This window comes from Pantoea sp. ICBG 828 (assembly GCF_002928355.1).
Lineage (GTDB): Bacteria > Pseudomonadota > Gammaproteobacteria > Enterobacterales > Enterobacteriaceae > Pantoea > Pantoea dispersa.
This window is the reverse complement of the sequence record NZ_POWN01000006.1, coordinates 129,419-153,976: the sequence shown is the minus strand read 5'-3', so window position 1 is coordinate 153,976 and position 24,558 is coordinate 129,419. Positions and strand designations below refer to the sequence as shown.

27 protein-coding genes are annotated in these 24,558 nt (G+C 59.0%); 6 read left to right on the top strand and 21 right to left on the bottom strand.

The window, feature by feature from the left end; translation table 11 throughout:
- Positions 1-21: 21 nt before the first annotated feature.
- Complete coding sequence (locus tag C1Y43_RS16145) at positions 22-1,131, top strand: FliC/FljB family flagellin (protein WP_104188911.1); 1,110 nt, start codon at positions 22-24, stop codon at positions 1,129-1,131.
- A 482-nt stretch (positions 1,132-1,613) separates the two neighbouring features.
- Here the strand turns inward: C1Y43_RS16145 and C1Y43_RS23835 are convergent, their stop codons facing one another.
- The 20 genes from C1Y43_RS23835 to flgB all read right to left on the bottom strand — a co-directional run bounded on the left by C1Y43_RS23835 (position 1,614) and on the right by flgB (position 19,833).
- Complete coding sequence (locus tag C1Y43_RS23835) at positions 1,614-1,769, bottom strand: hypothetical protein (RefSeq protein WP_158252669.1); 156 nt, start codon at positions 1,767-1,769, stop codon at positions 1,614-1,616.
- 70 nt (positions 1,770-1,839) lie between these two features.
- The gene (locus tag C1Y43_RS16140; RefSeq protein ID WP_104188909.1) at positions 1,840-2,346 is read right to left on the bottom strand and encodes a chemotaxis protein CheW; all 507 of its coding nucleotides are present in this window, start codon (positions 2,344-2,346) and stop codon (positions 1,840-1,842) included.
- A 32-nt stretch (positions 2,347-2,378) separates the two neighbouring features.
- Positions 2,379-4,325 carry a chemotaxis protein CheA gene (cheA, locus tag C1Y43_RS16135; RefSeq protein WP_104188907.1) on the bottom strand — a complete coding sequence of 649 codons (1,947 nt, stop codon included), beginning with the start codon at positions 4,323-4,325 and terminating at the stop codon, positions 2,379-2,381.
- 14 nt (positions 4,326-4,339) lie between these two features.
- Positions 4,340-5,257: a flagellar motor protein MotB gene (gene motB, locus C1Y43_RS16130; protein ID WP_088517773.1), complete on the bottom strand. Its 918-nt coding sequence runs from the start codon at positions 5,255-5,257 to the stop codon at positions 4,340-4,342.
- The gene (gene motA, locus C1Y43_RS16125; protein ID WP_104188906.1) at positions 5,254-6,141 is read right to left on the bottom strand and encodes a flagellar motor stator protein MotA; all 888 of its coding nucleotides are present in this window, start codon (positions 6,139-6,141) and stop codon (positions 5,254-5,256) included. The genes motB and motA overlap by 4 nt, the downstream gene beginning before the upstream one ends.
- Positions 6,142-6,177: 36 nt before the next feature.
- The gene (flhC, locus tag C1Y43_RS16120) at positions 6,178-6,753 is read right to left on the bottom strand and encodes a flagellar transcriptional regulator FlhC (protein WP_058757451.1); all 576 of its coding nucleotides are present in this window, start codon (positions 6,751-6,753) and stop codon (positions 6,178-6,180) included.
- 10 nt (positions 6,754-6,763) lie between these two features.
- The gene (gene flhD, locus C1Y43_RS16115) at positions 6,764-7,105 is read right to left on the bottom strand and encodes a flagellar transcriptional regulator FlhD (protein ID WP_058757450.1); all 342 of its coding nucleotides are present in this window, start codon (positions 7,103-7,105) and stop codon (positions 6,764-6,766) included.
- Between the two features lie 461 nt (positions 7,106-7,566).
- A complete protein-coding gene (locus C1Y43_RS16110; RefSeq protein ID WP_088517770.1) occupies positions 7,567-8,295 on the bottom strand; it encodes an RNA polymerase sigma factor FliA in 729 nt (242 codons plus the stop codon).
- Positions 8,296-8,430: 135 nt separating this feature from the next.
- Positions 8,431-10,053 carry a methyl-accepting chemotaxis protein gene (locus C1Y43_RS16105; RefSeq protein ID WP_104188904.1) on the bottom strand — a complete coding sequence of 541 codons (1,623 nt, stop codon included), beginning with the start codon at positions 10,051-10,053 and terminating at the stop codon, positions 8,431-8,433.
- A gap of 44 nt (positions 10,054-10,097) precedes the next feature.
- Positions 10,098-11,021, bottom strand: coding sequence for a flagellar hook-associated protein FlgL (gene flgL, locus C1Y43_RS16100; RefSeq protein ID WP_104188902.1), 924 nt, complete (start codon positions 11,019-11,021; stop codon positions 10,098-10,100).
- A 26-nt stretch (positions 11,022-11,047) separates the two neighbouring features.
- Positions 11,048-12,688 carry a flagellar hook-associated protein FlgK gene (gene flgK / locus C1Y43_RS16095; protein ID WP_104188900.1) on the bottom strand — a complete coding sequence of 547 codons (1,641 nt, stop codon included), beginning with the start codon at positions 12,686-12,688 and terminating at the stop codon, positions 11,048-11,050.
- Between the two features lie 81 nt (positions 12,689-12,769).
- Complete coding sequence (gene flgJ / locus C1Y43_RS16090) at positions 12,770-13,708, bottom strand: flagellar assembly peptidoglycan hydrolase FlgJ (protein ID WP_104188898.1); 939 nt, start codon at positions 13,706-13,708, stop codon at positions 12,770-12,772.
- Positions 13,708-14,808 carry a flagellar basal body P-ring protein FlgI gene (locus C1Y43_RS16085; protein WP_058757444.1) on the bottom strand — a complete coding sequence of 367 codons (1,101 nt, stop codon included), beginning with the start codon at positions 14,806-14,808 and terminating at the stop codon, positions 13,708-13,710. Before C1Y43_RS16085 ends, flgJ begins: the two co-directional genes overlap by 1 nt.
- A gap of 10 nt (positions 14,809-14,818) precedes the next feature.
- Complete coding sequence (locus tag C1Y43_RS16080; protein WP_104188896.1) at positions 14,819-15,514, bottom strand: flagellar basal body L-ring protein FlgH; 696 nt, start codon at positions 15,512-15,514, stop codon at positions 14,819-14,821.
- Positions 15,515-15,552: 38 nt separating this feature from the next.
- Entirely contained in the window at positions 15,553-16,335 is a 783-nt protein-coding gene (flgG, locus tag C1Y43_RS16075) for a flagellar basal-body rod protein FlgG (protein ID WP_058757442.1), read from the bottom strand.
- 23 nt (positions 16,336-16,358) lie between these two features.
- Positions 16,359-17,093, bottom strand: coding sequence for a flagellar basal body rod protein FlgF (locus C1Y43_RS16070; protein WP_058757441.1), 735 nt, complete (start codon positions 17,091-17,093; stop codon positions 16,359-16,361).
- A gap of 8 nt (positions 17,094-17,101) precedes the next feature.
- A complete protein-coding gene (flgE, locus tag C1Y43_RS16065) occupies positions 17,102-18,304 on the bottom strand; it encodes a flagellar hook protein FlgE (protein ID WP_088517764.1) in 1,203 nt (400 codons plus the stop codon).
- A gap of 30 nt (positions 18,305-18,334) precedes the next feature.
- Complete coding sequence (locus tag C1Y43_RS16060; protein ID WP_058757439.1) at positions 18,335-19,000, bottom strand: flagellar hook assembly protein FlgD; 666 nt, start codon at positions 18,998-19,000, stop codon at positions 18,335-18,337.
- A gap of 9 nt (positions 19,001-19,009) precedes the next feature.
- Positions 19,010-19,414, bottom strand: a complete 405-nt coding sequence (flgC, locus tag C1Y43_RS16055; RefSeq protein WP_104188894.1) for a flagellar basal body rod protein FlgC — start codon at positions 19,412-19,414, stop codon at positions 19,010-19,012.
- Between the two features lie 8 nt (positions 19,415-19,422).
- Entirely contained in the window at positions 19,423-19,833 is a 411-nt protein-coding gene (gene flgB, locus C1Y43_RS16050) for a flagellar basal body rod protein FlgB (RefSeq protein ID WP_104188892.1), read from the bottom strand.
- 230 nt (positions 19,834-20,063) lie between these two features.
- On the opposite strand from flgB, the gene flgA reads away from it, so the two are divergent.
- The 5 genes from flgA (at position 20,064) to gap (ending at position 23,686) form a co-directional block, all read left to right on the top strand.
- Entirely contained in the window at positions 20,064-20,753 is a 690-nt protein-coding gene (gene flgA, locus C1Y43_RS16045) for a flagellar basal body P-ring formation chaperone FlgA (RefSeq protein WP_104188890.1), read from the top strand.
- Between the two features lie 66 nt (positions 20,754-20,819).
- Positions 20,820-21,107 (top strand): flagellar biosynthesis anti-sigma factor FlgM, encoded by a 288-nt coding sequence (flgM, locus tag C1Y43_RS16040; protein WP_058757435.1) that lies wholly within the window; start codon positions 20,820-20,822, stop codon positions 21,105-21,107.
- A gap of 5 nt (positions 21,108-21,112) precedes the next feature.
- Positions 21,113-21,568 carry a flagella synthesis protein FlgN gene (locus C1Y43_RS16035; protein WP_088517760.1) on the top strand — a complete coding sequence of 152 codons (456 nt, stop codon included), beginning with the start codon at positions 21,113-21,115 and terminating at the stop codon, positions 21,566-21,568.
- Between the two features lie 49 nt (positions 21,569-21,617).
- Positions 21,618-22,598, top strand: coding sequence for a GlxA family transcriptional regulator (locus C1Y43_RS16030; RefSeq protein ID WP_104188888.1), 981 nt, complete (start codon positions 21,618-21,620; stop codon positions 22,596-22,598).
- Between the two features lie 77 nt (positions 22,599-22,675).
- A complete protein-coding gene (gene gap / locus C1Y43_RS16025; RefSeq protein ID WP_021509920.1) occupies positions 22,676-23,686 on the top strand; it encodes a type I glyceraldehyde-3-phosphate dehydrogenase in 1,011 nt (336 codons plus the stop codon).
- A gap of 38 nt (positions 23,687-23,724) precedes the next feature.
- Here the strand turns inward: gap and C1Y43_RS16020 are convergent, their stop codons facing one another.
- A complete protein-coding gene (locus tag C1Y43_RS16020; protein WP_058757432.1) occupies positions 23,725-24,519 on the bottom strand; it encodes a helix-turn-helix transcriptional regulator in 795 nt (264 codons plus the stop codon).
- Between the last annotated feature and the right edge of the window lie 39 nt (positions 24,520-24,558).

Below are 24,558 nucleotides of genomic sequence, written 5' to 3'. Positions count from 1 at the left end.
TTAATTCAATAAGGAAACATCATGGCCCAGGTCATTAATACCAACGCACTCAGCATGGTTGCTCAGAACAACCTGAACAAATCTCAGGGCTCTCTGGGCACCGCGATCCAGCGCCTCTCTTCCGGCCTGCGTATTAACAGCGCCAAAGACGATGCCGCCGGTCAGGCCATCAGCAACCGTTTCACCGCCAGCATCACCGGTCTGTCACAGGCATCACGTAACGCCAACGACGGTATCTCCATCGCGCAGACCACCGAAGGTGCGCTGAATGAGGTGAACGATAACCTGCAGAATATCCGTCGTCTGGCGCTGCAGGCGCAGAACGGCACCAACTCTGAGTCTGACCGTAAGTCAATCCAGGAAGAGATCAGCTCGCGCCTGTCAGAAATCAACCGTATCTCTGAGCAGACCGAATTCAACGGCGTGAAAGTGCTGGGCGAAGATCAGTCTCTGAAGTTCCAGGTAGGCAAAAACGATGGCGAAACCATCGAGATCAACCTGAGCAAAATGAACACCGAAACCCTGGGCCTGGACAAGCTGGATATCTCGAATATTTCTAATTCGACCAAACTGGCGGCGGGTACCACGCTGAAAGGCAAAGCGGGCGCTGACGACGTGGAAGTGAAGCTGGATGACGCCACGCTGAAAGCGGCGAAAGATGCAGCCTTCACCGCCACCGGCTCAGGTGATATCTATAAATACACCGACGATGCGGGTAAAGATGTATTTGTGGCGATTGGTAAAGATGATAAAGGCGCTGATGTGGCCACTGTCATGACGCCAACGTTTGATGCCGCGGGCACCGTGACCTTCGCGAAAGGCGCCGATGCAACTGAAGAGCAAATTCAGCTGGCTGCACCAAGCACGCTGAAAGATCTGGATGACGCGCTGGCACAGGTTGATACCCTGCGCTCACACCTGGGTGCGACTCAGAACCGTTTTGCCTCGGTGATCACCAACCTCGACAGCACCGTGACGAACCTGGCGGAATCCCGTTCACGTATTCTGGATGCGGACTTCGCTTCAGAAGTTTCCACCATGAACCGCGCCAACATCCTGCAGCAGGCAGGTACCTCAGTGCTGGCGCAGGCCAACCAGGTACCGCAGAACGTGCTGTCTCTGCTGCGTTAATCACTGACCTGCCTGACGGTGCGCATGAATGCGCACCCTACAAAAAACACGGCCAGCCGCCGTTGGGTCGCCATTCTGGTGATCACCAAAAACACGGCAATCCGCCGTTGGGTCGCCATTTATGGCGACCATCAATAAACACCGTAATCCCCTGTAGGGTCGCCATTTATGGCGACCGTCAATACACAACGCAATCCCCTGTAGGCTCGCCATCTATGGTGACCGTCAATACACAACGCAATCCTCTGTAGGCTCGCCATCTATGGTGACCGTCAATACACACCGCAATCCCCTAATAAACACCGCAATACGCTGTAGGATCGCCATTTATGGCGACCGTCAAACACCCGTCTGACCGGCTTAAAAAATGCTGCCCGCGATAATCCGCCGGCAACATTATTTTATGCCGCAAACTGCACGGAATGATGGGGGAGCGACTACCCGTGCGGTTGCAAGGGCGCCGCAGCGCTGAGGTTTTTACGTCACGCCAGGAGATTCCCGCAGGACGCGGGAATCAGGCCGGGCCGGTCAGGATGACCGATACCGGCCGGTCCGTCCGGCGTGGCGGGAAAACCGCAGGTACCGCGCAGCGGCGCGAGGAGTTGCCCGGCAAGCGCACGGGTAGCCGATCCCGACACGCAATACGCCAGACATAAAAAAAGCCGCACCGTACTATCACGATGCGGCATCAGGGTCAGAACAAACAACTCAGGCCTGCGCGTTTTCTGCCAGGCGCGCAATAATCTGCATCTCTTCGCTATTTAACAGCTTCTCGATATCCACCAGAATCAGCATGCGCTCATTAAGCAAACCGAGACCCAGCAAATATTTGGTCGACAGCGTGGCAGAGAAATCCGGTGCCGGACGAATCTGCTCATCATTTAACGCCAGCACGTCCGACACGCCATCAACCACAATGCCGACAATACGCTCGTGCAAATTCAGCACGATGATCACCGTATCCTGATTAATATCCGCCGCACCGAGCTGGAATTTCACCCGCAGATCGACAATCGGCACAATCACACCGCGCAGATTAGTCACGCCAGTAATAAACTCCGGTGCGTTAGGAATGCGCGTGACGCGATCGTAACCGCGAATCTCCTGCACCTTTAAAATTTCAATACCGTACTCTTCATTGCCGAGGGTAAAAATCAGATATTCGTGACCCATCTTATTATCGACCACCAGCTTATCTGTACCGACCAGATTCATTGCGTGCTCCCGCATTCATTTTTCATTCAGGCTTAACCGTGTTTGTGTTCGAGTTTCTGACTTTTTGCCAGCGTCGACAGACCGACGACATCGAGGATTAGCGCCACGCTGCCGTCGCCGAGAATGGTGGCGGCGGAAACACCCGGCACTTTGCGATAGTTCATTTCCAGGTTCTTCACCACCACCTGATGCTGGCCAATCAGCTGGTCCACCAGCAGCGCATAGCGGCAGCCGGCGCTCTGCACTATCACCGCAATCTTGTCGCGCGTCTGGCGCGGCGCACCGGGGATCGCAAACACCTGCTTCAGCTCAATCAGCGTCAGGTACTCACCGCGCACCTGCAGCAGCTGCTCATCGCCCGCCAGGCGGTTGAGCATGCTGTCAGACGGACGCAGTGACTCCATCACGCTGCTGAGCGGCAGCACATAGACTTCATCGCCAACCATCACCGACATACCGTCGAGGATCGCCAGCGTCAGCGGCAAAATAATGCGGATGGTGGTACCGCGATCGGCTTCGGAATGTACCTCGACGTGCCCGCCCATCGCCAGAATGTTACGGCGCACCACGTCCATGCCGACGCCGCGTCCGGAGACATCGGTCACTTGCTCGGCGGTCGAGAAGCCGGCGGCAAAAATCAGCATCCACACCTCTTCATCGCTGGCGTTATCACTGATGCTTAACCCCTGCTTGTGGGCGCGCGCCAGGATCTTCTCGCGGTTCAGCCCGGCGCCGTCATCGGTCACCTCAATGACGATATTGCCGCCGTGATGCTCCGCCGACAGCGTCAGGTTGCCTTTCGCCGGTTTACCCTTCTGCACGCGCACCTCAACCGGCTCGATGCCGTGATCGAGGCTGTTACGCACCAGATGCGTGAGCGGATCGATGATGCGTTCAATCAGGCTTTTATCCAGCTCGGCAGAACCGCCCTTCAGCGTCAGCTCAATCTCTTTCTGCAGCTTGCCGCCGAGGTCGTGCACCAGACGCGGAAAACGGCTGAACACGTACTCCATCGGCATCATGCGCACCGACATCACCGACTCCTGCAGATCGCGCGCGTTGCGCTCCAGCTGGCCGATACTGCTGAGTAGCGCATGATGATGCGCCGGATCGAGCACCCCGGACAGCTGCGACAGCATCGCCTGGGTAATGATCAGCTCGCCGACCTGATTGATGATTTGATCGACCTTCTCCACCGCGACGCGAATACTGCCCGATTCCGCTGCAGCGGCGCGCGGTGCGGCTGTTGCCTGGCGCGCGCTGACCGTCTCCGCCACCGCGCTGGCCGGCGCGCTCAGCACCGGAGCAACCGGTTCCGCTTTCACGCTGACGCTGATTTGTCCGGCGTCCAGCACAAAGCACAGCACCGCGCTGATCTCCTCCGCCGACGCCGTGCTGCGCAATTCAACCTGCAACTGCGTGTCACTACTCGCCTGCTGCACCACCGCACCGAGGTGCGCCAGCTCTTCCAGCAGCAGCGCCTGTTCGTGTTGCGCCACCTCGCGCAGCGTCACCATCAGCGTCTGCTCATCAGCGCCGGACGGAACCACAACCGCGACCGGCTGCGGCTCAACCACTTCGGCCGGCGGCTGTTTATCCGCCAGCGCAATCTGGCGCAGCGCTTCGCAGATGGCGTGAAAACTGGCCTGATCGGGTTGTTGCGAGGCTTTATACGCATCGAGCTGACTTTGCATAATGTCTTTGCTTTCCAGAAACAGATTGATGATGTTGCTGGTGAGCGACAGCTTGCCCTGCCGCGCGTCATCCAGCAGGTTTTCCATAATGTGCGTGGTTTCCTGCAACACGATAAAACCAAAGGTGCCGGCGCCGCCCTTGATGGAGTGCGCGGCACGGAAAATCGCGTTAAGCATCTCTTTGTCAGGCGCCGCCACGTCGAGCCGCAGCAGATGTTGTTCCATATCTGCCAGCAGCTCGTCGGCTTCTTCAAAGAAGGTTTGGTAAAAATCACTGACGTCCATTCGGGGTAACCTGTTTACTGTTCAGAGGCGGGCATGGGTTGCGGTGAAATCGCGGGTGATAGCGTGCGCAGCGTGGCAGCGACCTGCGGATCTACCGCAGCCGCGCTGTCTTCCGCCACGATGGCGCGCGCTTTGAGCGCGCTGAGCACCAGCAGGCTGATGCGCCGGTTGGTCGGATCATCCGGCGGCAGATCGCTCAGGCTCAGCATGCTGGCGCTGCCAATCACGCGTAAAAATTTCTGACTGGCCAGGCCGGCGGCTACCATCACCCGGCGCGAGGCGTTGGCGCGATCGCTGGAGAGCTCCCAGTTGCTGTAACCGGCCTCGCCGCCGCTGTAGGGCAGTGAATCGGTATGACCGGTCACGCTAATCTGGTTGGGAATGGCATTCAGCACCGGCACAATCGCCTGCAGAATGCCGCGCATCCAGGGTTCAACCTGCGCCTGGCCAATGCGAAACATCGGCCGATCGCGGGTATCGACAATCTGAATCAGCAGGCCATCCGTCGTCAGCGAGAGACGTAAGTTGGAGGTATAGGGCGTCAGGCGCGGGTCCTGCTGCATCAGCGCCTGCAGCTGCTCAAGGCTGTGCTGCAGCGCCTGCTGTTGTTGCTGCTGATCAATCTGCTCCAGCTTATAACGCAGCGCCTCGCCCTCCTGCTTCATCGGATCCTCGCCGCCGCCGGGGATGGCACTGCTGCTCAGGCTGGCTTTGTCGCCGTGCGACAGCGCCACTTTCAGCGGCGTCTTGAAATAGTCGGCGATGCCCTGACGCTGCTCCGGCGTCGCGGTGGAGAGCAGCCACATCACCATAAAAAACGCCATCACCACCGTCATAAAGTCGGCGTAGGCGATTTTCCAGGAGCCACCGTGATGGGCGTGTTTCTTCGGTTTGCGCTTGCGCACCACAATGATGGGAGGCGGGGAATTCATGATTTCTCTTCCGCACTGCCGCTATCGTTAAACTTCACCTGCTGGACATGTTCTTCCAGCTCGACAAAATCCGGACGCTCGGTGGAGAACAGCGTCTTGCGGCCAAACTCGACGGCGATTTGCGGCGCATAGCCGTTCAGGCTGGAGAGCAGCATCACCTTAATACACTGCAGCATTTTGATGTGCTCGGCGCTCTTCTGCCGCAGCAGTGAAGCCAGCGGCAGGATAAAACCGTAGGCCAGCAGAATGCCGAGGAAGGTACCGACCATGGCGTGCGCAATCAGGATGCCCAGCTCAGCCGCCGGACGATCCGCCGCAGCCAGCGCGTTGACCACGCCCATGACCGCCGCCACGATGCCAAACGCCGGAAAGGCGTCGCCGATGCTGTTAAGGCTGTGCGCCGGCACTTCATGCTCGTGCTCCAGCGTTTCAATCTCGACGTCCATCAGCGCTTCGATCTCAAAGGCATTCATGTTGCCGCTCACCATCAGGCGCAGATAATCGACCAGAAAATTCAGCAGCGTTTTGTCGGCCAGCAGGCGCGGATAGGCGGAAAAGATCTGACTGTTGGCCGGATCTTCGATGTCTTTTTCCAGCGCCATTAATCCGCCGCGCCGGCTTTTGCTCAGCAGCAGGAACATCATCGCCATCAAATCCATGTAGATGGCTTTGTTATAGCGTGAGCCGCGCAGCAGCGAGGGAACGGCTTTAAGCACCGCTTTCAGCGCCTTGCCATTGTTGCCAACGATAAAGGCACCGACACCGGCACCGCCGATAATTAACAGCTCGGTGGGCTGATACAGCGCGCCGAGCTGGCCACCGGTCAGGGCAAAGCCGCCAAACACCGTGAGCAGAACCACCAGATAACCGAGAAGAACTAACACGTGACTTCCTTCAAAGTAACTGCCGCGCCGCCGGGATTAGCCGGCGTGCCATTGCAGGGCGGCAAACGGCGCGCTGCACTGGTTGTGCACCACGTCAGGATATTTTTTTACCGCACGTGACGGCGGAGAACACAGGCTGCAAACAAAGGGATCGCGCGCGCTGTCTTTGGTCACCACAAAGCCGCCGCCGCAGCAGTCGCACTGCTTGTACTGGATAATGCCGCAGTCAATGAAACGCAGCAGCGTCCAGGCGCGGGTCAGCCCCAGCACCTGTTTTTCCCCGGGCGTGGCCGGACACTGTTCGAGATAAAGACGGTAGGCTTTTAACGTGGCCTCAATCGGCCGGAAATGTTCGGTTTTTTGCAGATAGAGGTAAATATTGTAAAACATCGACGAATGAATATTCTGTTCCCACGCCATAAACCAGTCTTCGGAGAAGGGCAGCATGCCTTTCGGCGGCGGCTCGCCGCGCAGTTCTTTATAGAGTTTCAGTAAACGACGACGGCTCAGCTGGGTTTCACTCTCCAGCACCTGCATGCGTGCACCCAGTGAAATCAGCTCCATGGCAATATTCACTTCACGCACTTCATTAAGAATACTTTTCTCGTTCATGACGATTGCCTTATTGTGCCGCGGCACTGGTTTCACTCAGTGAGTTCAGTAAATTGGTCGACAGAATAATACCGGTGTGAATCTGCTGCAGCGCTTCAATACGCGAATCTTTGGTCAGGTTATCAATCACCACATCATCATCGACCCGCAGGCGGCAAATAAGCTGATTGGTAGAAGCCAGTTTAATCAGCTTGGGCAGCGGCAGATTTTTCAGCATATCGATGGTAGCGTCATTCAGGCCGAGGCGAAAACCTGCTGCGACTTTGTCCTGACGAATCAGTTGTTGTGCCAGTAATAAATAGGAAAGATTAATATCGTGGATGCTTTGAATATGTTCGTTATCGTGAGTCATGACGATTTCCTGACAGGCCAGGTGATTAATCCGGCGCTAAGGTCTTATTCCAGGCATTCAGATGCAGTGCGTCCTGAGCAGAATAATGCTCACGGTGAAAACGTGCTCTGACATGTAAATGCGTTATGCCGATGATTCGAAGAAACGTTACAAACATCCCAATTTAATAACATTTCACGTTGCGCAAACCCCATCGTACCGTATTCGTACTGTGACAGCGGCTGAATGATGCAGTTATAAAATGAATCGGTTCAGCTGAATGTCTGAGCAAATGGTAGCGCATCGATTCTGTCAAAAACAAGAAATAAGACAAACCTTAAATACCGCTCTAACCTTATGATTACCAAGCTTAATGTAAGATTAATTTGTCAAAGATAGCATTATTAAAGCATTAATCCCGGCTGCAAAATGGCGCCCTAACTCTTTAGGATTAATCGGGGAAAAGGTCTTTTCTTACCCGATTACCGCGCCTCGCGGGCATCCAGTCTGGCGCGTAAACGCTTGATAGCCTGGCTGTGCAACTGGCTCACCCGCGTTTCAGTGAGATCCAGCAGCGATGCGACCTCACGCATATTCAGTTCCTGCTGATAATAGAGGCTCAGCAACAGCTGCTCGCGCTGCGGCAGGAATTTAATTTCCGCACTGATACGCGCCGCCATATTCTGCTGCAGCAGGCCATGCAGTGGATTGAGCTGCTCGTGCTCGGCTTCCGGCTTTTCAAAGGCATCGGCAAACTCTTCCTGCAGTTCGTCCAGCGAATAGATCTGGCTGAGATTGGTATCATGCAGCATGGCGTGATATTCCTGCAGGCTGATACCCATTTCCCGCGCAATCTCTTTTTCTTCCGCCGCGGCCCCGGTTTGTTGTTCCAGCCGCTGAATGACCGCGGCCATTTCTCTGGCATGGGTGCGTACACGGCGCGGCACCCAGTCACGCTCGCGTAATTCATCCATCAGCGCCCAGCGCACGCGCTGAATAATATAGGCACTTATTGCCACGCCTTTTTTCGGATCGAAGCTGTCAATGGCGGATAAAAAACCCAGCGAGCCGGCCTGAATTAAATCGTCGAGTTCCACGCTGGCCGGCAGGCGCACCTGCAAACGCAGCGCTTCCTGACGGACTAAATGTCCGTAACGCTTCCACAGGTCATTTTTATTTTCAACGCCACTGGAGGTGTAAATACCGTTCACAATGTCTGATTCTCCTGTAAACCGGAGAGCCATTATTGCGGAGAGGCGCAATATTACAAAGCGTGATAAGGCGTTATAATATTGCGCATTCCGCTGCTTTATCGGGGCGGGAATAACATAGTTAGCAGGAATAAATTAAAATGTTTCCCACTCGGCTTCCTGATGTTTTACCGGACGCAGCGCCGGCAGCGGTTTGCTGGCGCTAAACGCCGCTGGCTGATTATCCAGCGCAAACTGGCTGACAATATTCTCCAGCGTTTCCGACTGGCTCTCCAGATTGCTGGCCGCCGCCGCCGCCTCTTCCACCAGCGTGGCGTTCTGCTGCGTCACCAGATCCATCTCATTCACGGCCTGGGCGATCTGATTGATACCGGCGCTCTGCTCGTCTGACGCAAGGGTGATTTCACCCATGATATCGGTGACCTGGCTGACCGAACTGACGATGTCGCGCATCACCGAGCTGGCATTGCTGACCTGCAGCGTACCGGTCTCCATTATTGCCACGGTGTTGACGATAAGCTCATTGATCTCTTTCGCCGCGTCGGCACTGCGGCGCGCCAGGTTACGCACCTCTTCCGCTACCACCGCAAAGCCGCGTCCCTGCTCACCGGCCCGCGCCGCTTCCACCGCGGCGTTAAGCGACAGGATGTTAGTCTGGTTGGCGATGCTGTCAATCACGCCGTTGATGTCAGCGATCTGGCGCGAGCTCTTGCTGATCTGCTGCATGATCTCTTCCAGTCGCGTCATCACTTCGCCGCCGCTGCGCGCGTTTTTGCTGGCGCTGTCGGCCAGCTGACGCGCGTTATGCGCGTTATCAGCATTCTGGCGCACGGTGGTTTTGATCTCTTCCATGCTGGCGGCAGTCTGCTGCAGCGCCGAGGCCTGCTCTTCGGTGCGCGACGAGAGGTTATTGTTGCCGTTGGCGATCTCCTGCGCATTGGCGTAAATGCGCCCTACCCCTTCACGGATACCGGAGACGGTACTGATTAATGACAGGCGCATCGCCTCCAGCTCTTTCAGCATCAGGCCCAGCTCGTTTTCATTACCGGCGTCGATGCGCTGCGTCAGATCGCCCTGTGCGATGCGCTGAATAGAAACGGTTGTTTCCGCCATGCGCGTCACCAGCACGCGCTTCACCCAGATGCGCGCCAGCAGCAGCAGCAGCGCCGAGATCAGCAGCATCACGATGGCCATGCCGACCATCTGACGATAATCACCTTCAGCCGTTTCGATCAGCTGGCGGTTGTAGCGATCATTAATTTCACTGTACTGCGCCAGTCTTTCACGCATCAGATTACGGTTGTCGATTTCATGACGCAGCCCCTCAATCACGCTGAGCGGATTATCCAGCGAGTTGAGGTTGTTCTGCGCAATCGCCATCACCAGATCAAACTGCTTATCCAGCGCATTGGCTGCAGCCTGCTCTTCGTCACTGTTAAACGGCGTGCCGATGTAGGTATCCATGCCGCGACGCGCCAGTACCAGGCGTTCACGTACCTGCTCAACCGCCTGCTGGCTGACCGGCCGCTCGAGCGCCTTCTGCAACAGCATGCTGTGGATCTGCGCCAGCGAGCCGTTGAGGTTGAACATCGCGTCCTGCATCGCGTTATTGTTGACGGTCGAGACCTGCGCCTCTTCGAAGTTGGCTTTGTTGGAGACCGCTTTCAGCACGCTGAACGCCAGCGCCACTACCAGCATGGCGGTGAAAAAGGCAATGATACTGGTGATCGCGGTAGCAATTTTGAGATTCTTAAACATAGTGTCCTCTGACGCCGCTCCGGCGTCTGGTGAAAGATGAAGCCTTAGCGCGTCATGTTGAACAGCGACATTTTTTGCATGCTCTGAAACACCATCATCGAGGCGTTCAGCGAGAATTCTGACATTTTCGACTGGCCAATCAGACCGATCAGAGTGTCGTAATCCGAGCCCACGGTCTGCTCCAGCCGCGCGGTAAGATCCAGCTGCTGGGTGGCCGCCGACTGATCCAGCGCGTCCAGCTGCTGCAGTCGGGTACCGACTTCCGCCTGCAGCTTGCCGAGGTTATCGATGCCTTTGCGCACCGAGCCGCTGACCTCCTCCAGCGTGCTGCGCAGCGCGCTGCGGTCCGCGTCATCGTTAACCGGCTGTTTCAGTGCTGCGATAGCTTTATCCAGCTGCTGCAACAGATCGTCGGCGCTGCCACTCATAAACAGCTCGCGCCCGGTATGGCCCAGCGCCATCTCCACGTTGTCCGCCACCTGGCCTGACAGCGCAGTGTCGCCGCCGCGATAGTTGCCGCTGTCGTCAAACGGTGCCTGACCGGTTTTGTAGCCGGCAAAGATCGGATTCCCCTGGCCGTCGCGCGCGTTGCCCAGATCGCGCAGGCTGTTGCGAATGCCTTCCAGTTCGGTGGCCAGCGCGGCGCGGTCGGCATCTGACACGCCATCGTTGCCCGCCTGCACCAGTTTTTCCGTCAGGTTTTTGGTCAGCACGTTGCCGATGGAACCCAGCGTGTGGTCCTCCAGCTCCAGCGCCGCGCGCGCCGACTGGCGGGCGCTGTCGAAACGGCCGATTTGCGCCAGCGCGTCCTGTAACAGCACCGCCTGCGCCGCCGCGGCCGGATCGTCCGACGGCGTCAGCACGCTTTTATTGCTGGCCAGCCGGTTGTAGATCTCGTTACCGGCGCTGACGCCGCGCGAAAAGCTGTTGAGATTGTTTTGATACTGGAAAAGTGTGCTCAGACGCATTTCCGCCTCCCTTAAATGATTGCGCTTCAGCACAGGCTTAACAGCGCGTCAAACAATGTGTTCGCGGTTTGCAACACCTGACTGTTGGCCTGGTAGTACTGGGTGTACATCTGCAGGCTGATGTACTCTTCGTTGAGATCGACGCCGGCGATCGCCTGCTGCTCCATCGCCGCCGCTTCCAGCGCTTTGGCGCTCTGGGTGGCATCGCTTTCTGCTGCCGAGGCGGTGGCGCCGACGCGCCCGACGAGGCTGGAATAGGCTTCGCTCAGCGTTGCTTTGCCCACCAGCGCTTCGGTCTGGATCGCCAGCATTTTTTTGAGGTTTTCATTGTTGGTTTTGTCGTCGGCATCGGCGGATCCCGAGGCGGCAATGCCGTCACCGTTGCTCAGCGCCACCTGCAGGCGCGCCGCCACGTTATCCAGCGGGTTGAGGCTAAAGCTGTCGCCCGGACTGGCCCCCGGCGTCACGCTGATGCTCAGGCCGTCAAACTGCAGCGCCCCGGTATTGGCATCCACCGTGTGCGGCACCACGCGGCCATCGCGGCTTTTCACCTGCCAGTCACCGCTGTCGGTCATGCTCAGGGTGTAGCCGCCGGTTTGCACCTGGCTGATATCGCTGAAGCCGACGTCCAGCGTGGCGCTGCCGCGGTTGTTGCGGTTGGCCTGCGCCACCGGCTGCGGAATGGTGAAGATATCGCCGCCGGGCTTGCCCGCCGCGTCGTAACCGTCACGGTTCACCGTGTTGAAACGCTGCGCCATCTGCAGCGCCAGCTGGTTCAGTTCATCACGCGCCTGCAGCAGATCGTTATTGCGGAAGGTAAACAGGCCGCCGAGTTTGCCGTGCGACAACTTGCTCTCATCCAGCCGCTGCTCGTTACCGGCGGAATCGCGGTACATCACCACGGTTTTCAGCGGATCTTCCGCCGACGGCGCGGTCGACAGCGTATAAGCGCTGTGGCCGTTGACCAGCGGGAAGCCGTTTTCCAGCGTGACGTCGACCCGCCCGGTAGCGCTGTTTTCACTGACGCGAATCCCCACCTGGCCGCTGAGTTTATTCAGCAGGCCGTCGCGCAGGTCGAGCAGGTCGGCCGGCAGATTGCCGGTCTGGCCGTGAATCTTGCCAATCTCTTCATTCAGGCTGGCCAGCTGACGCGTGACGTCGTTGATGTCGGTGACACTCTGTTCAATCTGGCTGTTACTGCTTTTCTGCAGGCCGTTCAGCGCCTGGCCCTGAGTGTTAAGCTGCGAGGTCAGCGCGGTGAATTGCAGATAAGCCGCCTGGCGCGCCGACGCGCTGGAGGCATCGCCATTCAGCGTCTCCAGCCCTTTAAACAGATTATTCAGGGAAACCGAGAAGTTAGCGCTGTCGTCACCGAACAGCTTGTCAATCTGGCTGAGCTGCGACAGCCGGCCGTCATGCTGCATAAAGCTGCTGTTGGCGTCGCGCAGCTGCTGATTGGCAAACCCGCTGTAAGCGCGTTCGATGCCGTTGATCTGCGTGCCGTAACCAAAAAAACCGTTGGCGGTGGTACGGCCACCGGCTTCGCCGAACTGCGCGCTCTGGCGGCTGTAGCCGGGGGTCATGGCATTGCTCAGGTTATTGCCGACAACGTGCAGTGCCGTCTGCGCGGCGCCCAGACCATTTCTGGCCAGATACATCAGATTCATGGTTTCCCCGTACAATCGGTCAAATTGAGACAAATCCCTACTCAACCCATCGGTGATTACAGAAATTTCTGAAATAAAAAATCAGAACAGCGTTGAGAGATCGGTTTGATAAGCGCTGACGCTGGCGCTCACCGTGCTTTTTACCCGCTGCATAATGCTGATCAGTTTGCTGGCGTAGTGCGGATCGGTGGCGTAGCCGCTGTGCTGCAACGCCTGCGCCGCCTGCTCGCCGCTGGCGGCGTCGGTGACCGCCCGGTAGCGCGGGTTGTCAGCGATGAAGCGCGCGTAATCGCTCAGCGCCTCGCTGAAAGAGTCATAGACGCGGAACGCGGCGCGGGTTTTGGTCGCGACGCCATCGATAAACTCGGTGGTGGTGATGTCGGTGGTTTTGCCCTGCCAGTCGGGAGAGGCTTTGATGCCAAACAGGTTGTAGCTGCGCTCGCCGCTGGCGGTGCGGATTTCGCCCCGGCCCCAGCCGGACTCCAGCGCCGCCTGAGCAATAATCAGATGGTGATCGATGCCGGTACGCTGTGCCACCGCCAGCGCCGGCTGCATCAGCTGACGGATAAAGTCGTGGCGATCGCCGCCCGGCGCGCTGTTGAGCGGTGCCACCAGCGCGGGCAGCAAGGTCACCGCCGGTTGCGCCGGCTGTGGCGCCAGGCTGTGACTCAGGCGCTGCATCACCTCCGGCACACGGGTGCCTGCAGTCTGCTTCACCGTCTGCGGTAGCTCGCCCATCTGCTTTAGCATCATCTGCGCCAGCCCCAGCTCGCCGCGTCCCGCCACCTGCTGCGCCAGCTGCTGATCGTACAGGGAGGTCATCATGTCGCCCGCCTGGCTCTGCAGCAAACCGCCGCCGAAGCTGGCCTGACGCATGCTTTTCAGCATCACCTGCACAAACAGACCTTCCATTTCCCGCGCGGCGCTCTGCATCGCTCCGCGACCGTCGGTGCGCATCTGGCCTTTCAGCGCACTCAGCCCCTGCACATCAAACGCGGCGTAACGGTGTGGCGCGGTCATCAGTTGGTCTCCAGCCGGGCGCGCAGGCAGCCGGCGTTTTTCATTGACTGCAGAATTGACATCAGGTCATTCGGCGTCGCGCCGAGACGGTTTAAGGCGCGCACCACGTTGTTCAAATCGGTGCTGGTATTAACCTGCTGCAGCGAACCGCCCTGCTCGCGCACTGAGATTTCGGTGTTATTGGTCACCACGGTTTCGCCGCCGGCGAAGGGCGTATCGGGCTGACTGACTTCGCGGTTATTGAACACTTCTACCGTGAGATCGCCCTGCGCCACCGCGCAGGCATCCAGCGTGACGTGCCGGTTCATCACTACCGTACCGGTGCGCGAATTGACGATGACTCTGGCATCCATCACCGCCACCCGCAGCGGCAGGTTCTGCACCTCGGCGAGGAAACGCACTTTGGCCGCCGGTGTGGCAGGTACATACAGCCGCACGCTGCGCGCGTCTTCGGCCTGTGCCGCGCCGCTAAAGCGACGGTTAATGACGTCACTGACCTGCTGCGCCACGCTGAAATCTTCCTCGTGCAGCTGCAGGCGCAGCTCGCCCTGGCCGGCAAAATCCAGCGGCACTTCGCGTTCGACCGTCGCGCCGTTGTCAATACGCGCGCCGTTGAGCTGATTGACCTGTACCCGGTTACCGCCGCTCTGTGCGCCGGCACCGCTCACCAGCAGGTTGCCCTGCGCCAGCGCGTAAATCTGGTTGTCGGCACCTTTCAGTGGCGTCATCAGCAGCGTGCCGCCGCGCAGGCTCTTTGCATTGCCGAGCGATGAAACCACTACGTCGATCTTCTCACCGCTGCGCGCAAACGGCGGCAGCTCAGCGGTCACCATCACCGCCGCGATGTTTTTCAGCTGCATATTGACGCCGGGCGGCACGGTAATGCCGAGCTGCGACAGCATGTTATTCAGGCTCTGACCGGTGAACGGTGCCTGCATGGTCTGGTCGCCGGTGCCATCCAGACCGACCACTAAGCCATAGCCCATCAGCGCATTACTGCGCACGCCCTGAATGCTGGCGATATCACGAATGCGTTCGGCGTGAACTGTGGCGCTGCACAGCAGCATCAGCAGCAGACAGCGCATCAGAAAGGTGTTCATTGGTCGGTGCCTATAGCGGAGAGAGAGAAAGGAACAGCCGCTGCAACCAGCCCATCTGCTGCGCCTCATTGATGTAGCCGTTGCCGACGTACTCAATACGCGCGTCCGCCACCTGAGTGGACGGCACGGTGTTGCCGCTGCTGATGGTGCGCGGATTCACCACGCCGGAGAAACGGATAAATTCAGTGCCCTGATTGATGGCAATCTGCTTTTCGCCCACCACGCGCAGGTTACCGTTGGCCAGCAGTTCGGTAACGGTGACGGTGAGCGTGCCGCTGAAAGTGTTACGCGCCGCCGCGCCACCTTTGCCGCTGAAATCATTTTTGCCGCTCATCTCCGCCCGGGCGCGATCGCCGCCCAGCAAACCGCTCAGTGCGTGCGGCACCGCATCAAATCCCAGCCCGGCGCTGCCGTTACGGTTGGCGCTGGCGGAAGAACTCTTGCTGGCGCTGACGTTCTCCTGCAACAGGATGGTCAGCGTATCGCCGACGTTGCGCGGCCGGCGATCTTCAAACATCGGCTGATAGCCGTAATTCATCGCCTGGCCGGTCTGGAAAATAGCGCCATTGGTGACACTGACCGGTGTGACCACCGGCGCCGCCGAGGTCGCGCCCTGCACCAACGGCGCGTGCGGCATCACGCTGCAGCCGCTGAGTACCAGACACAGCGCCAGCGCGACGGAAAAAGTTGTTGAGTACGGTTTCATAGCGGATCGTCAGGCGGCCGCGCGCTGCGGCCAGCACATTAAAGTTGCGTCAGGCGTTGCAGCATCTGGTCTGAAGTGGAGACCGCTTTGCTGTTGACCTCGTAGGCGCGCTGCGTCTGGATCATGTTCACCAGCTCTTCAGCGACGTTGACGTTCGATCCCTCGATATAGCCCTGTTTCAGCTTGCCCGCGCCGTTCAGACCAGGCGTCGACTCATTCGGCGCACCGGAAGACTGGGTTTCGCGATACAGGTTTTCGCCGATGCTCTCCAGTCCGGCATCGTTGGTGAAGGTCACCAGCGAGATCTGCCCGACCACCACCGGTGCGGTCTGGCCCGGCACCGTGACGCTGACCATGCCGTCTACGCCAATGGTGAGCTTGTCCGCTTCGGCCGGCAGCGTAATGCCCGGCATCAGCGTGTAGCCGCTGGCGGTGACCATCTGACCATTCTGATCCTGCTGGAACGAGCCGTCGCGGGTGTAAGCCAGCGTGCCATCCGGCATCTGCACCTGGAAAAAGCCCTGACCTTCAATCGCCACTTCGTGGGCGTTATTGGTCTGGCTCAGGTTGCCCTGACTGTGAATGCGCTGCGTCGCCACCGGACGCACGCCGGTGCCAAGCTGCAGGCCGGTCGGGATGGTGGTCTGCTCGGAAGACTGCGCGCCAGGCTGGCGCAGCGTCTGATAATGCAGATCCTCAAACATCGCCCGCTGGCGCTTAAAGGCGGTGGTCGAGACGTTGGCCAGGTTATTGGAGATCACGTCCATGTTGGTTTGCTGGGCTTCGAGGCCGGTTTTCGCAATCCATAACGAGCGAATCATCAGTTGACTCCCGGAAGCGCGGTTTAGCCCGCGCTCAGTAATTGGTTAGCGGCGCGCGCGTTTTCATCCACGCTGCCGATCAGTTTCATGTTCATGTCGAAGCCGCGCGCGGTGGCGATCATCTCGACCATCGCCTGTGCCGGGCTGACGTTGCTGCCCTCCAGCGCGCCGCTGGTCAGCCGCAGCGCCGCATCGGCCGGCAGTTCGCCGCTATCCGCGAGAAACAGGCCGTCATCGCTGCGGCGCAGGCTGTTGATTGGCGCACTGACCAGTTTGAGCCGGCCTGCCGGCGTCAGCACATTGGCCTGATCGCCCGCGCCGCGGGCGGTGACGGTGCCATCGGCAGCGACGGTCAGCGTGGCCTGCGGCGGCACCGTTAGCGGTCCGCCGTCACCCAGCAGCGCCAGACCGGCAATGCGCAGCTGCCCTTCGCTGTCGACCTCAATGCTGCCGTTGCGGGTGTAGGCTTCGCTGCCGTCCGCACGCTGCACCGCCAGCCAGCCTTCGGCCGGCAGCACCACATCCAGCTCGCGGCCGGTTTGCTGCACCGGCCCCTGCTGGCTGGCATGCCACGGCGTGGTGGCGGTAGCCAGCGTGCGTGTCAGCACACCGTGACCGGTGACCGGCACCGCGCGCGTGGCGCTGAGCTGGGCGCGGAAGCCCGGCGTGCTGCTGTTGGCCAGATTGCCGGCGGTAACCGACTGGCGATCCATGGCGGCACTGGCGGCCCCCATGGCGGTATAAATCGCGCGATCCATAGCCGCCCTTACCGCAGCGTCGAGAGCGTCTGCAGCAGCTCAGACTGGGTTTTGATGGTTTGCGAGTTGGACTGGTAGTTACGCTGGTAGACGATCATGTTGACCATCTCTTTGCCCAAATCGACGTTGGACGCCTCCAGCACGCTGCCGTGCAGCTTGCCGAGGTTGCCGGTACCGGAGAGACCGTTGGTGGCCTGGCCCGATTCCGGCGTTGCCGACCAGGTGTTATTGCCCTGCGACGCCAGTCCGCCCGGATTGGTGAAATTCGACAGCACCACCTGACCAATCAGCTGCTGCTGGCCGTTGCTGTAGGAGGCGATGATCTGGCCGTTATCGCCGACGGTGTAGCCATTCTGTTTGCCTGGCTCATAGCCGTCAGTTTTTGCCGGCTCCATCGCGGTGTCGCTGGCCTGCTGCGTCATGCCGCTCAGATCCAGTTTGAAGTTAAGCGGATCGCCGCCCTTAAAGGCCGCGCCAATGATGTCCACTTCCGCCGGCGTGGTGGTCAGCTCCCCTGCGCTGTTGAACTGCAGCGTAGTTTCCTGGAACTCGGGGTTGCCGGGCGCTGAGGTATCGCGGGTTTTCACTGTCCACTGGTTGTCGGCGGTTTTGATGTAATAAACATCCACGGTGTGCTTGTTGCCGAGGCTGTCGTAGGCTTCCACCACGCTGGCGAAGTTGTAGGTGCTGGCATCGCTGGCGTCGAAGTCGGCCAGCACTTTGTTGTCGTCGCTGGAGTTGAGGTTGCCCTGCAGGCTACCGCTGGTGGAGGCTTTGGCCGGCATCTGCGTATCCGGGATCTGGATCGGTCCGAGCGGCGAGCCCGGCTGAATGCTGGGTGGCGTGCCGGTGGCCTGATAGCCAGTCAGGTACAGGCCGTTGTTGGTGATAAAGCCGTCGGCGTCTTTGGTGAACTCACCGTTGCGGCTGTAGAAAATTTTGCCCGCGGCATCGGTCAGGCGAAAAAAGCCGTTGCCCTGAATGCCCATCGACAGATTGCTGTTGCCCTGGCTGAGAATGCCGTCGCCGAAGTTCTGGTTGACGCCCAGCACCTGCACGCCCATGCCGACCTGCGAACCGGCAAACACATCGCCGAAGGTGATCGAACCCGATTTAAAGCCGACGGTTTGTGAGTTGGCAATATTGTTGCCGACCACATCCAGCGCCTGCGAGGCGGCATTCAGACCGCTTAAACCCTGAGAAAAGCCCATAATGAATAACTCGTATAATCGCGAAAGAAATTAAAGAATTTGCACGATGTCGCCAATGCCTACCGCGCCATCTTTGCCCAGCTGAATTAATGCGCCGGTCGGGGTAAAAGAAACGCCCTCTACTTTGGCTTTTTTCAGCGACTGAATTTCCGGTGCGTCCCCTTCGGTGGTAGACGCGGAATAGGTCACGCTATATTCGCCGTCAGCCGGCGGAGTGGCGGGCTGGAAGTTGGTTAAATCGTCCAGCGTATATTTATTGACGCCGGCTTTGACATTTTTCAGTTCGGCGGTATAGGTATTGCCATTGGCATCCTGCAGATTCACTTTTACCGTTTCGGCATCGCTGCCCAGCGCAAAAGCAAAGTCATGATTTGCGTCATCGCCGAATCCGACGCGGGTGTCGCCTTCGATATAGACGTCGCGTCCGACCCACTCCGCCACATTTAACTGCTGCATGCTGCCCACTAACATGCCGACGCTCTCCAGCGTGCTGTTTAATTTCTCGACGCCGGCGGCGGTATTAAACTGCGCCAGTTGTGAAGTCAGCTGGTTATTATCCATCGGATTAGTGGGATCCTGGTTTTGCATTTGCGCCACCAGCAGCGTCATAAAGCTTTGCGTCAAATCATCCGCGCTGGTGCCGCCGCGCGTCCCGTTGACATTGTTATTTCCGTTCATCACCGGATTGACGGCCATCTTCGTTCCTTACTGACCGATAGTCAGGGTTTTTAACAGCAGGGACTTTGCCGAATTCATCACTTCAACGTTGGCCTGATAACTGCGCGAGGCGGCAATACTGTTCACCATTTCATTGACCACGTTGACGTTCGGCATGTGCACATAACCGGCGTCGTCGGCCAGCGGGTGGTCCGGCTCGTAGTGCAGCCGGTCCGGCGTGCTGTCTTCCAGCACCTCCGTCACCTCCACGCCGCCAGTCTGCTGGCCGGCCTGCGGTTTGACGCGAAACACTACGCTGCGCGCGCGGTAGGCTTCGCCGTCGGGTCCGGCGATACTGTCGGCATTGGCGATATTACTGGCGCTAACGTTAATGCGTTTGCTTTGCGCCGACATGGCGCTACCGGTGATATCAAAAATAGAGAAAATTGACATGGAACAAATTATCCTTGCAGCACGCTCATCATTTTTTTAATTTCCCCGTTGAGAAAGGTCAGCGATGACTGATATTTCACATTGTTGTCGGCGAATTGCACGCGTTCACGATCCATGTCTACGGTATTACCGTCGGCGCTGGGTTGATCCGGCACGCGGTATAAGAGTCTGGCATCCGGCAGCACGCTGGTCTGCGCGGCAATATGTCCTTTCGCGGTGATCGCCAGCGTCAGGCTGCTGTTATTTACGCTATCCGCCTGTAGGCGCGCCTTTAATTGTTGCGTAAAATCAATATCACGCGCCTGATAGCCGGGCGTATCGGCATTGGCGATATTACCCGCCAGGATTTGCTGCCGTTGATTGAGTAAACCCAGCGCCTGCTGTTGAAAATGCAGCGCATTACTTAGCTTATCCAGCATCGCTCACCTTTCCGCCGTTAAAAATTGACGCGTGCATTCTAGTGGCCCCGCTAACAATTTTTATACTGCGAAGAAATCGCACAAATATCCGCAATTAGCCGGATAACTTTTCCCGCTACGCCAGCCGCGTGTAAAGCAGTTAATCAACCGCAGAAGTGCGACCATATTCCGCCATTCATTAAGCGGCGGTTGCTTTATACTGGCGTCCTCTTTTTTCAGGTTATTTCGCGATGAATGCGTTTCCTTCACCACCTCTGGCGCTGACGGTGGCGCTGCTGTGCTGCGCCCCGCTGGTTTCAGCACAAAGCACGCTGGAAAACCAGCTCAGCGCCTGGGTGCAGCAGCATCAGCCGATTGCCGCAGACGTGGCGGTACACCAGCAGGTACGGCTGCTGTCGCGCGGTAAGGCGCTGGATACGCTGTGCGCCGCGCCGCAGTTCAGCGCAGCCGGCCAGCCGGCGCGGATGGTGGGTAACCGCACGCTGACCGCACAGTGCGGCAGCCGGCGCTATTTTCTGCAGGTTGAGGTCAGCGCCACCGGCAGCTGGTATGTGGCGCAGCGCACGCTGGCTCCGGGGGAAACGCTGCGCGCGGACGATCTGCGCCGCGTCTCCGGCGATCTCGCCGCGCTGCCGCCCGGCGCGCTGTTACGGCAGCAGGCGCTAATCGGTCAGGTCACGCTGCGCGCGCTGGCTGCGGGACAGGTTCTGACCCAGGGCCAGCTGCGCCGCAGCTGGCGTATACGTCAGGGAGAAGAGGTCGATATCGTGGCGCAGGGCCAGGGCTTTCGCCTGCGCAGCAAAGGCAAGGCGCTGAATAACGCGGCGATCGGCCAGACGCTGGCGGTGAAAACCGCCGCCGGTCAGCGCTTGCAGGGCGTGGTGAGTGCGGACGGAAAAATTTTACTCAGCCTGCCGTAATAAATTTTAGATTTTTTCGTTTGTCCCGATAGAAACAGTAAAGCCGCGAAAAAACAGGACCTATCTATGAGCATTGACAGAACGCAAACCACGTCGCCGGTGCAGAGCATCAGCACGCTGGCCGACCTGCGCACCGCACCGTCAGCGCGCGAGCGTGCCGAACCCCGCAGCGTGCGCAGCAGTGACGATCACGTCAGCCTGAGCAGCTACGCCCGGCAGGCCACCGCAGATGACAGCCGCGATATCAACAGCGCCCGTCTGGATGCGCTGCGTGCCGCGCTGAATGACGGCAGCTATACCCTTGATACCGACCAGATCGCTGCCGCGCTGGTCGATGAAATGTTTAACGGATAAGTACGATGACGACCACCGGGGACACCCTGAGCAGCGTGCTGCAGCAGATGCAGACCGCACTGGCCGAACTGGCGCTGGTATTAAAAGAGGAAGTGGCGCAGCTTAACCGCAGCCAGATCAATCCGGTCTCGCTGCAATTACTCACCGACAGCAAAAGTCAGCTGCTGGCGACGCTACAGCACTATGACGACTGCCGCCGTGCCGGTGAACAGGCTGAGGGTGTCGCGGCGCCTTACGCAACCGACAGCGCGCTGGCGGCGCAGTGGCGCAAGGTGCTTGAACAGGTGCACGCTAACAACCAGCATAACCAGCGTGTCCATCAGCTGCTGGAGATGCACCGCAGCAAAACGCAGCAGCTCAATCAGCTGGTGCAACAGGCCGGTGCCGACCAGCGCCTGTACGGTGCTGCCGGAAGCGCCCCGTCTGATGGCCGCGGCCGGGTATTCAGCTCGCGCGCCTGATAGCCCTTGCTGCATTGACTTCTTTCGTGGCGCAGGTACATTTTACGCCATGAAAACCTTTCTGATTATTGTCCCGGACGGCGGCATGCTGTTCGAGGCGGCGGGTATCGCCGACATCCTGATGCACGCCAACCTGCACCTGCCGGTGGGCGTCGCTGGCGCACGCTATCGTATCAGCATTGCGACCACGCAGCCGCACCAGGTGATCCACGGCCAGTCCGGCCTCAATCTGCTCGCCGATCTCAAACTGGCTGAACTCGATCCGCGCGAACGCTGGGACACCATCATGATTACCGGCCGCGGTGATAACCCCGAAGAACGCAACATGGTGGTGGACTGGATTAAGCTGGCTGCCCCGCAGGCGCGCCGCGTGGTGTCGATTTGCGGGGCGGCAATGCTGCTGGCGGAGGCGGGATTGCTGGATGGCCGGCGCGCCACCAGCCACTGGCGTCTGCTGGACACGCTGCAGGCCAGCTATCCGCGCGTGCAGGTTGAAGGCGGCCCGCTGTATATTCAGGACGGCCCAATCTGGACCTCCGGCGGCGTCAGCTCCGGCTTCGATCTGACGCTGGCGCTGATAGAGGAAGATTTTGGTTTCAGCGTGGCGCGCGACATCGCACAGGATATGGTGATGTATCTGCGTCGTCCCGGCGGCCAGATGCAGTTCAGCCGCTTTCACCTGCAGTCCGTCAGCGAGTCGGGGCCGATTGCTCAGTTGCAGAGCTGGATCGCCGCCCATCTGGCGGAAGACCTGTCGGTGGAGAAACTGGCGGCCCAGGTGGCGATGAGCCCGCGTAACTTTACCCGCGTGTTCAGCCGCGAAACCGGCGTTTCACCGGCGCGCTATGTGGCTGAAGCGCGGCTGGCGGCGGCGCGCGAACGGCTGGAGCAGACGCGCGAGACGCTGGAACGCATCGCCATCGCCACCGGCTTTGGCAGCAGTATCAACCTGCGGCGCAGCTTCGAGCGCCAGCTGCATCTCACGCCCAACGAATATCGCCAGCGCTTTCACAGCCGCAAAATGGCGTAAAGTGATCCTTTTTTGTCGTTTACGCCAGCGCGCCTCCGGCCTAAAGTGACTGCAGTAACTTCACTAAGGAGTCAGTCATGATCAAGGTAGGCATTAACGGTTTTGGCCGTATCGGACGTAACGTATTCCGCGCCGCGCTGGGCAGCAGCGACATCGATATTGTGGCGATTAACGATCTCACCGACAGCAAAACGCTGGCGCATCTGCTGAAGCACGACTCCCTGCTGGGTCGGCTGCCGGCAGAAGTCAGCGCTGGCGACGGCGAGCTGCGCATTGATGGCAAACCAGTGCGGGTGTTCAGCGAGCGCGATCCGGCCAATATTCGCTGGCGTGAAGTGGGCGTGGATATCGTCATCGAAGCCACCGGCTTTTTTACCGAGCGTGACAAGGCCGCGGTGCATATCACGCACGGCGGCGCCAAACGCGTGATCATCTCTGCGCCGGGCAAAAATGATGATTTGACGATTGTGATGGGCGTCAACGACCAGCGCTACGATCCGCAACAGCACTTTGTAGTGAGCAACGGCAGCTGTACCACTAACGGCCTGGCGCCCGCCGCGCAGGTGCTGCATCAGGCGTTTGGTATTGAGCACGGTCTGATGAACACCACCCATGCCTATACCAACAGCCAGGCGCTGCATGACCAGCCAGAGAAAGATCTGCGCGGCGCGCGTGCGGCGGCGCTGTCGATTGTGCCCTACTCCAGCGGCGCAGCTAAAGCGCTCGGCCGGGTGATTCCGGAACTGGAAGGCCGCTTAACCGGTTACTCGCTGCGCGTGCCGGTGCCGGTGGTGTCGGTGGTGGATCTGACGGTGACGCTGAAACGCGACGTGACGGCCGAAGAGGTGAATGACGCCTTTAAAGCCGCTGCTGCTGCGGGTCCGCTGCAGGGTATCCTCGGCTACAGCGATGAGCCGCTGGTCTCCAGCGATTATCAGGGCGATGCGCGCTCATCGATTATCGACGGCTTATCGACGCTGGTGATTGGTGGCAACCTGGTGAAGATCCTTGCCTGGTACGATAACGAATGGGGCTTCTCCAACCGTCTGGTTGACCTCGCACGCCTGATGGCACAGCGCGGTCTGTAACCTCCCCGGCGGCGTGCGCCCGACCTGCGCGCGCCGCGCTAATGCGCCAGATAGAAGATCAGATGCATTCCCGGTGCCTGCTCAATTTGCAGTGAGGTAAAGGTGTATGTCTGCATCCTCCCTTCGACATCAATCAGGGTTTTATTGCCCGCGCCGATTTTCCCCACATCATGGTCATTCCACAGCGTGCGAAACCCAGCACTGCGCGCCAGCAAATCCTCGATCACCACCTCGAATTCCTGCGCCTGATTGCTGGCGGCATAACCGGCGCGAAACGCCGACAGCGTATGGCGCGCCGCCTCTTCCCAGCCATGAATGCGCTGCTGGTAGGCTTCACTGATGAACATTAGCTTGAGCGAGTTGCGATCCGCCGGAGGCAGGGCCGCCCAGTCGACAATCAGCGACTGCGCTGCCGGATTCCAGTAGACAATATCCATGTTGGCGCGGCGCACAAACGCCGGATGTGGGTCCAGCGCATCCACCATCGCCCTCACCTCAGGCGGCAATTCATGACTGAAAGGTTGCGAATGTGCGTTACCAAACACCAGCGCTTCAAGATACTCCTGCTCGGTGACCGAGAGTTGTAGCACTTTGCCGATACGCTGCAGCGCGGCGGGCGAAATACTAATGTCGCGGCCCTGCTCGAGCCAGGTGTACCAGCTGACGCTGACCGCCGCCAGCTGTGCCACTTCTTCGCGCCGCAGTCCGCTGACGCGCCGGTTTTGCCGGCTGAAGCCATAGATCTGCGGATCAATACGCGCGCGCTGGCGGGTAAGGAAGTTTTTCACATCTTCACCACGCGATTTTACGGCCTGGGTATGACCTGTAGTCATAGGATAAACCACCCCATTTTTCACTGACTGATTGACATT

Bases quoted from the DNA above. Each gene is read 5' to 3' on its own strand.
- flgK (WP_104188900.1), bottom strand. From the start codon at position 12,688: ATGAATCTGATGTATCTGGCCAGAAATGGTCTGGGCGCCGCGCAGACG.
- flgA (WP_104188890.1), top strand. From the start codon at position 20,064: ATGAATGCGTTTCCTTCACCACCTCTGGCGCTGACGGTGGCGCTGCTG.
- gap (WP_021509920.1), top strand. From the start codon at position 22,676: ATGATCAAGGTAGGCATTAACGGTTTTGGCCGTATCGGACGTAACGTA.
- flgB (WP_104188892.1), bottom strand. From the start codon at position 19,833: ATGCTGGATAAGCTAAGTAATGCGCTGCATTTTCAACAGCAGGCGCTG.
- C1Y43_RS16080 (WP_104188896.1), bottom strand. From the start codon at position 15,514: ATGAAACCGTACTCAACAACTTTTTCCGTCGCGCTGGCGCTGTGTCTG.
- C1Y43_RS16060 (WP_058757439.1), bottom strand. From the start codon at position 19,000: ATGGCCGTCAATCCGGTGATGAACGGAAATAACAATGTCAACGGGACG.
- flgJ (WP_104188898.1), bottom strand. From the start codon at position 13,708: ATGACCGCGCCACACCGTTACGCCGCGTTTGATGTGCAGGGGCTGAGT.
- flgC (WP_104188894.1), bottom strand. From the start codon at position 19,414: ATGTCAATTTTCTCTATTTTTGATATCACCGGTAGCGCCATGTCGGCG.
- C1Y43_RS16070 (WP_058757441.1), bottom strand. From the start codon at position 17,093: ATGGATCGCGCGATTTATACCGCCATGGGGGCCGCCAGTGCCGCCATG.
- C1Y43_RS16145 (WP_104188911.1), top strand. From the start codon at position 22: ATGGCCCAGGTCATTAATACCAACGCACTCAGCATGGTTGCTCAGAAC.
- cheA (WP_104188907.1), bottom strand. From the start codon at position 4,325: ATGGACGTCAGTGATTTTTACCAAACCTTCTTTGAAGAAGCCGACGAG.
- flgE (WP_088517764.1), bottom strand. From the start codon at position 18,304: ATGGGCTTTTCTCAGGGTTTAAGCGGTCTGAATGCCGCCTCGCAGGCG.
- C1Y43_RS16035 (WP_088517760.1), top strand. From the start codon at position 21,113: ATGACGACCACCGGGGACACCCTGAGCAGCGTGCTGCAGCAGATGCAG.
- flhD (WP_058757450.1), bottom strand. From the start codon at position 7,105: ATGACTCACGATAACGAACATATTCAAAGCATCCACGATATTAATCTT.
- C1Y43_RS16085 (WP_058757444.1), bottom strand. From the start codon at position 14,808: ATGAACACCTTTCTGATGCGCTGTCTGCTGCTGATGCTGCTGTGCAGC.
- C1Y43_RS16020 (WP_058757432.1), bottom strand. From the start codon at position 24,519: ATGACTACAGGTCATACCCAGGCCGTAAAATCGCGTGGTGAAGATGTG.
- motB (WP_088517773.1), bottom strand. From the start codon at position 5,257: ATGAATTCCCCGCCTCCCATCATTGTGGTGCGCAAGCGCAAACCGAAG.
- flhC (WP_058757451.1), bottom strand. From the start codon at position 6,753: ATGAACGAGAAAAGTATTCTTAATGAAGTGCGTGAAGTGAATATTGCC.
- flgL (WP_104188902.1), bottom strand. From the start codon at position 11,021: ATGCGTCTGAGCACACTTTTCCAGTATCAAAACAATCTCAACAGCTTT.
- flgM (WP_058757435.1), top strand. From the start codon at position 20,820: ATGAGCATTGACAGAACGCAAACCACGTCGCCGGTGCAGAGCATCAGC.
- C1Y43_RS16105 (WP_104188904.1), bottom strand. From the start codon at position 10,053: ATGTTTAAGAATCTCAAAATTGCTACCGCGATCACCAGTATCATTGCC.
- flgG (WP_058757442.1), bottom strand. From the start codon at position 16,335: ATGATTCGCTCGTTATGGATTGCGAAAACCGGCCTCGAAGCCCAGCAA.
- C1Y43_RS16030 (WP_104188888.1), top strand. From the start codon at position 21,618: ATGAAAACCTTTCTGATTATTGTCCCGGACGGCGGCATGCTGTTCGAG.
- C1Y43_RS16140 (WP_104188909.1), bottom strand. From the start codon at position 2,346: ATGAATCTGGTCGGTACAGATAAGCTGGTGGTCGATAATAAGATGGGT.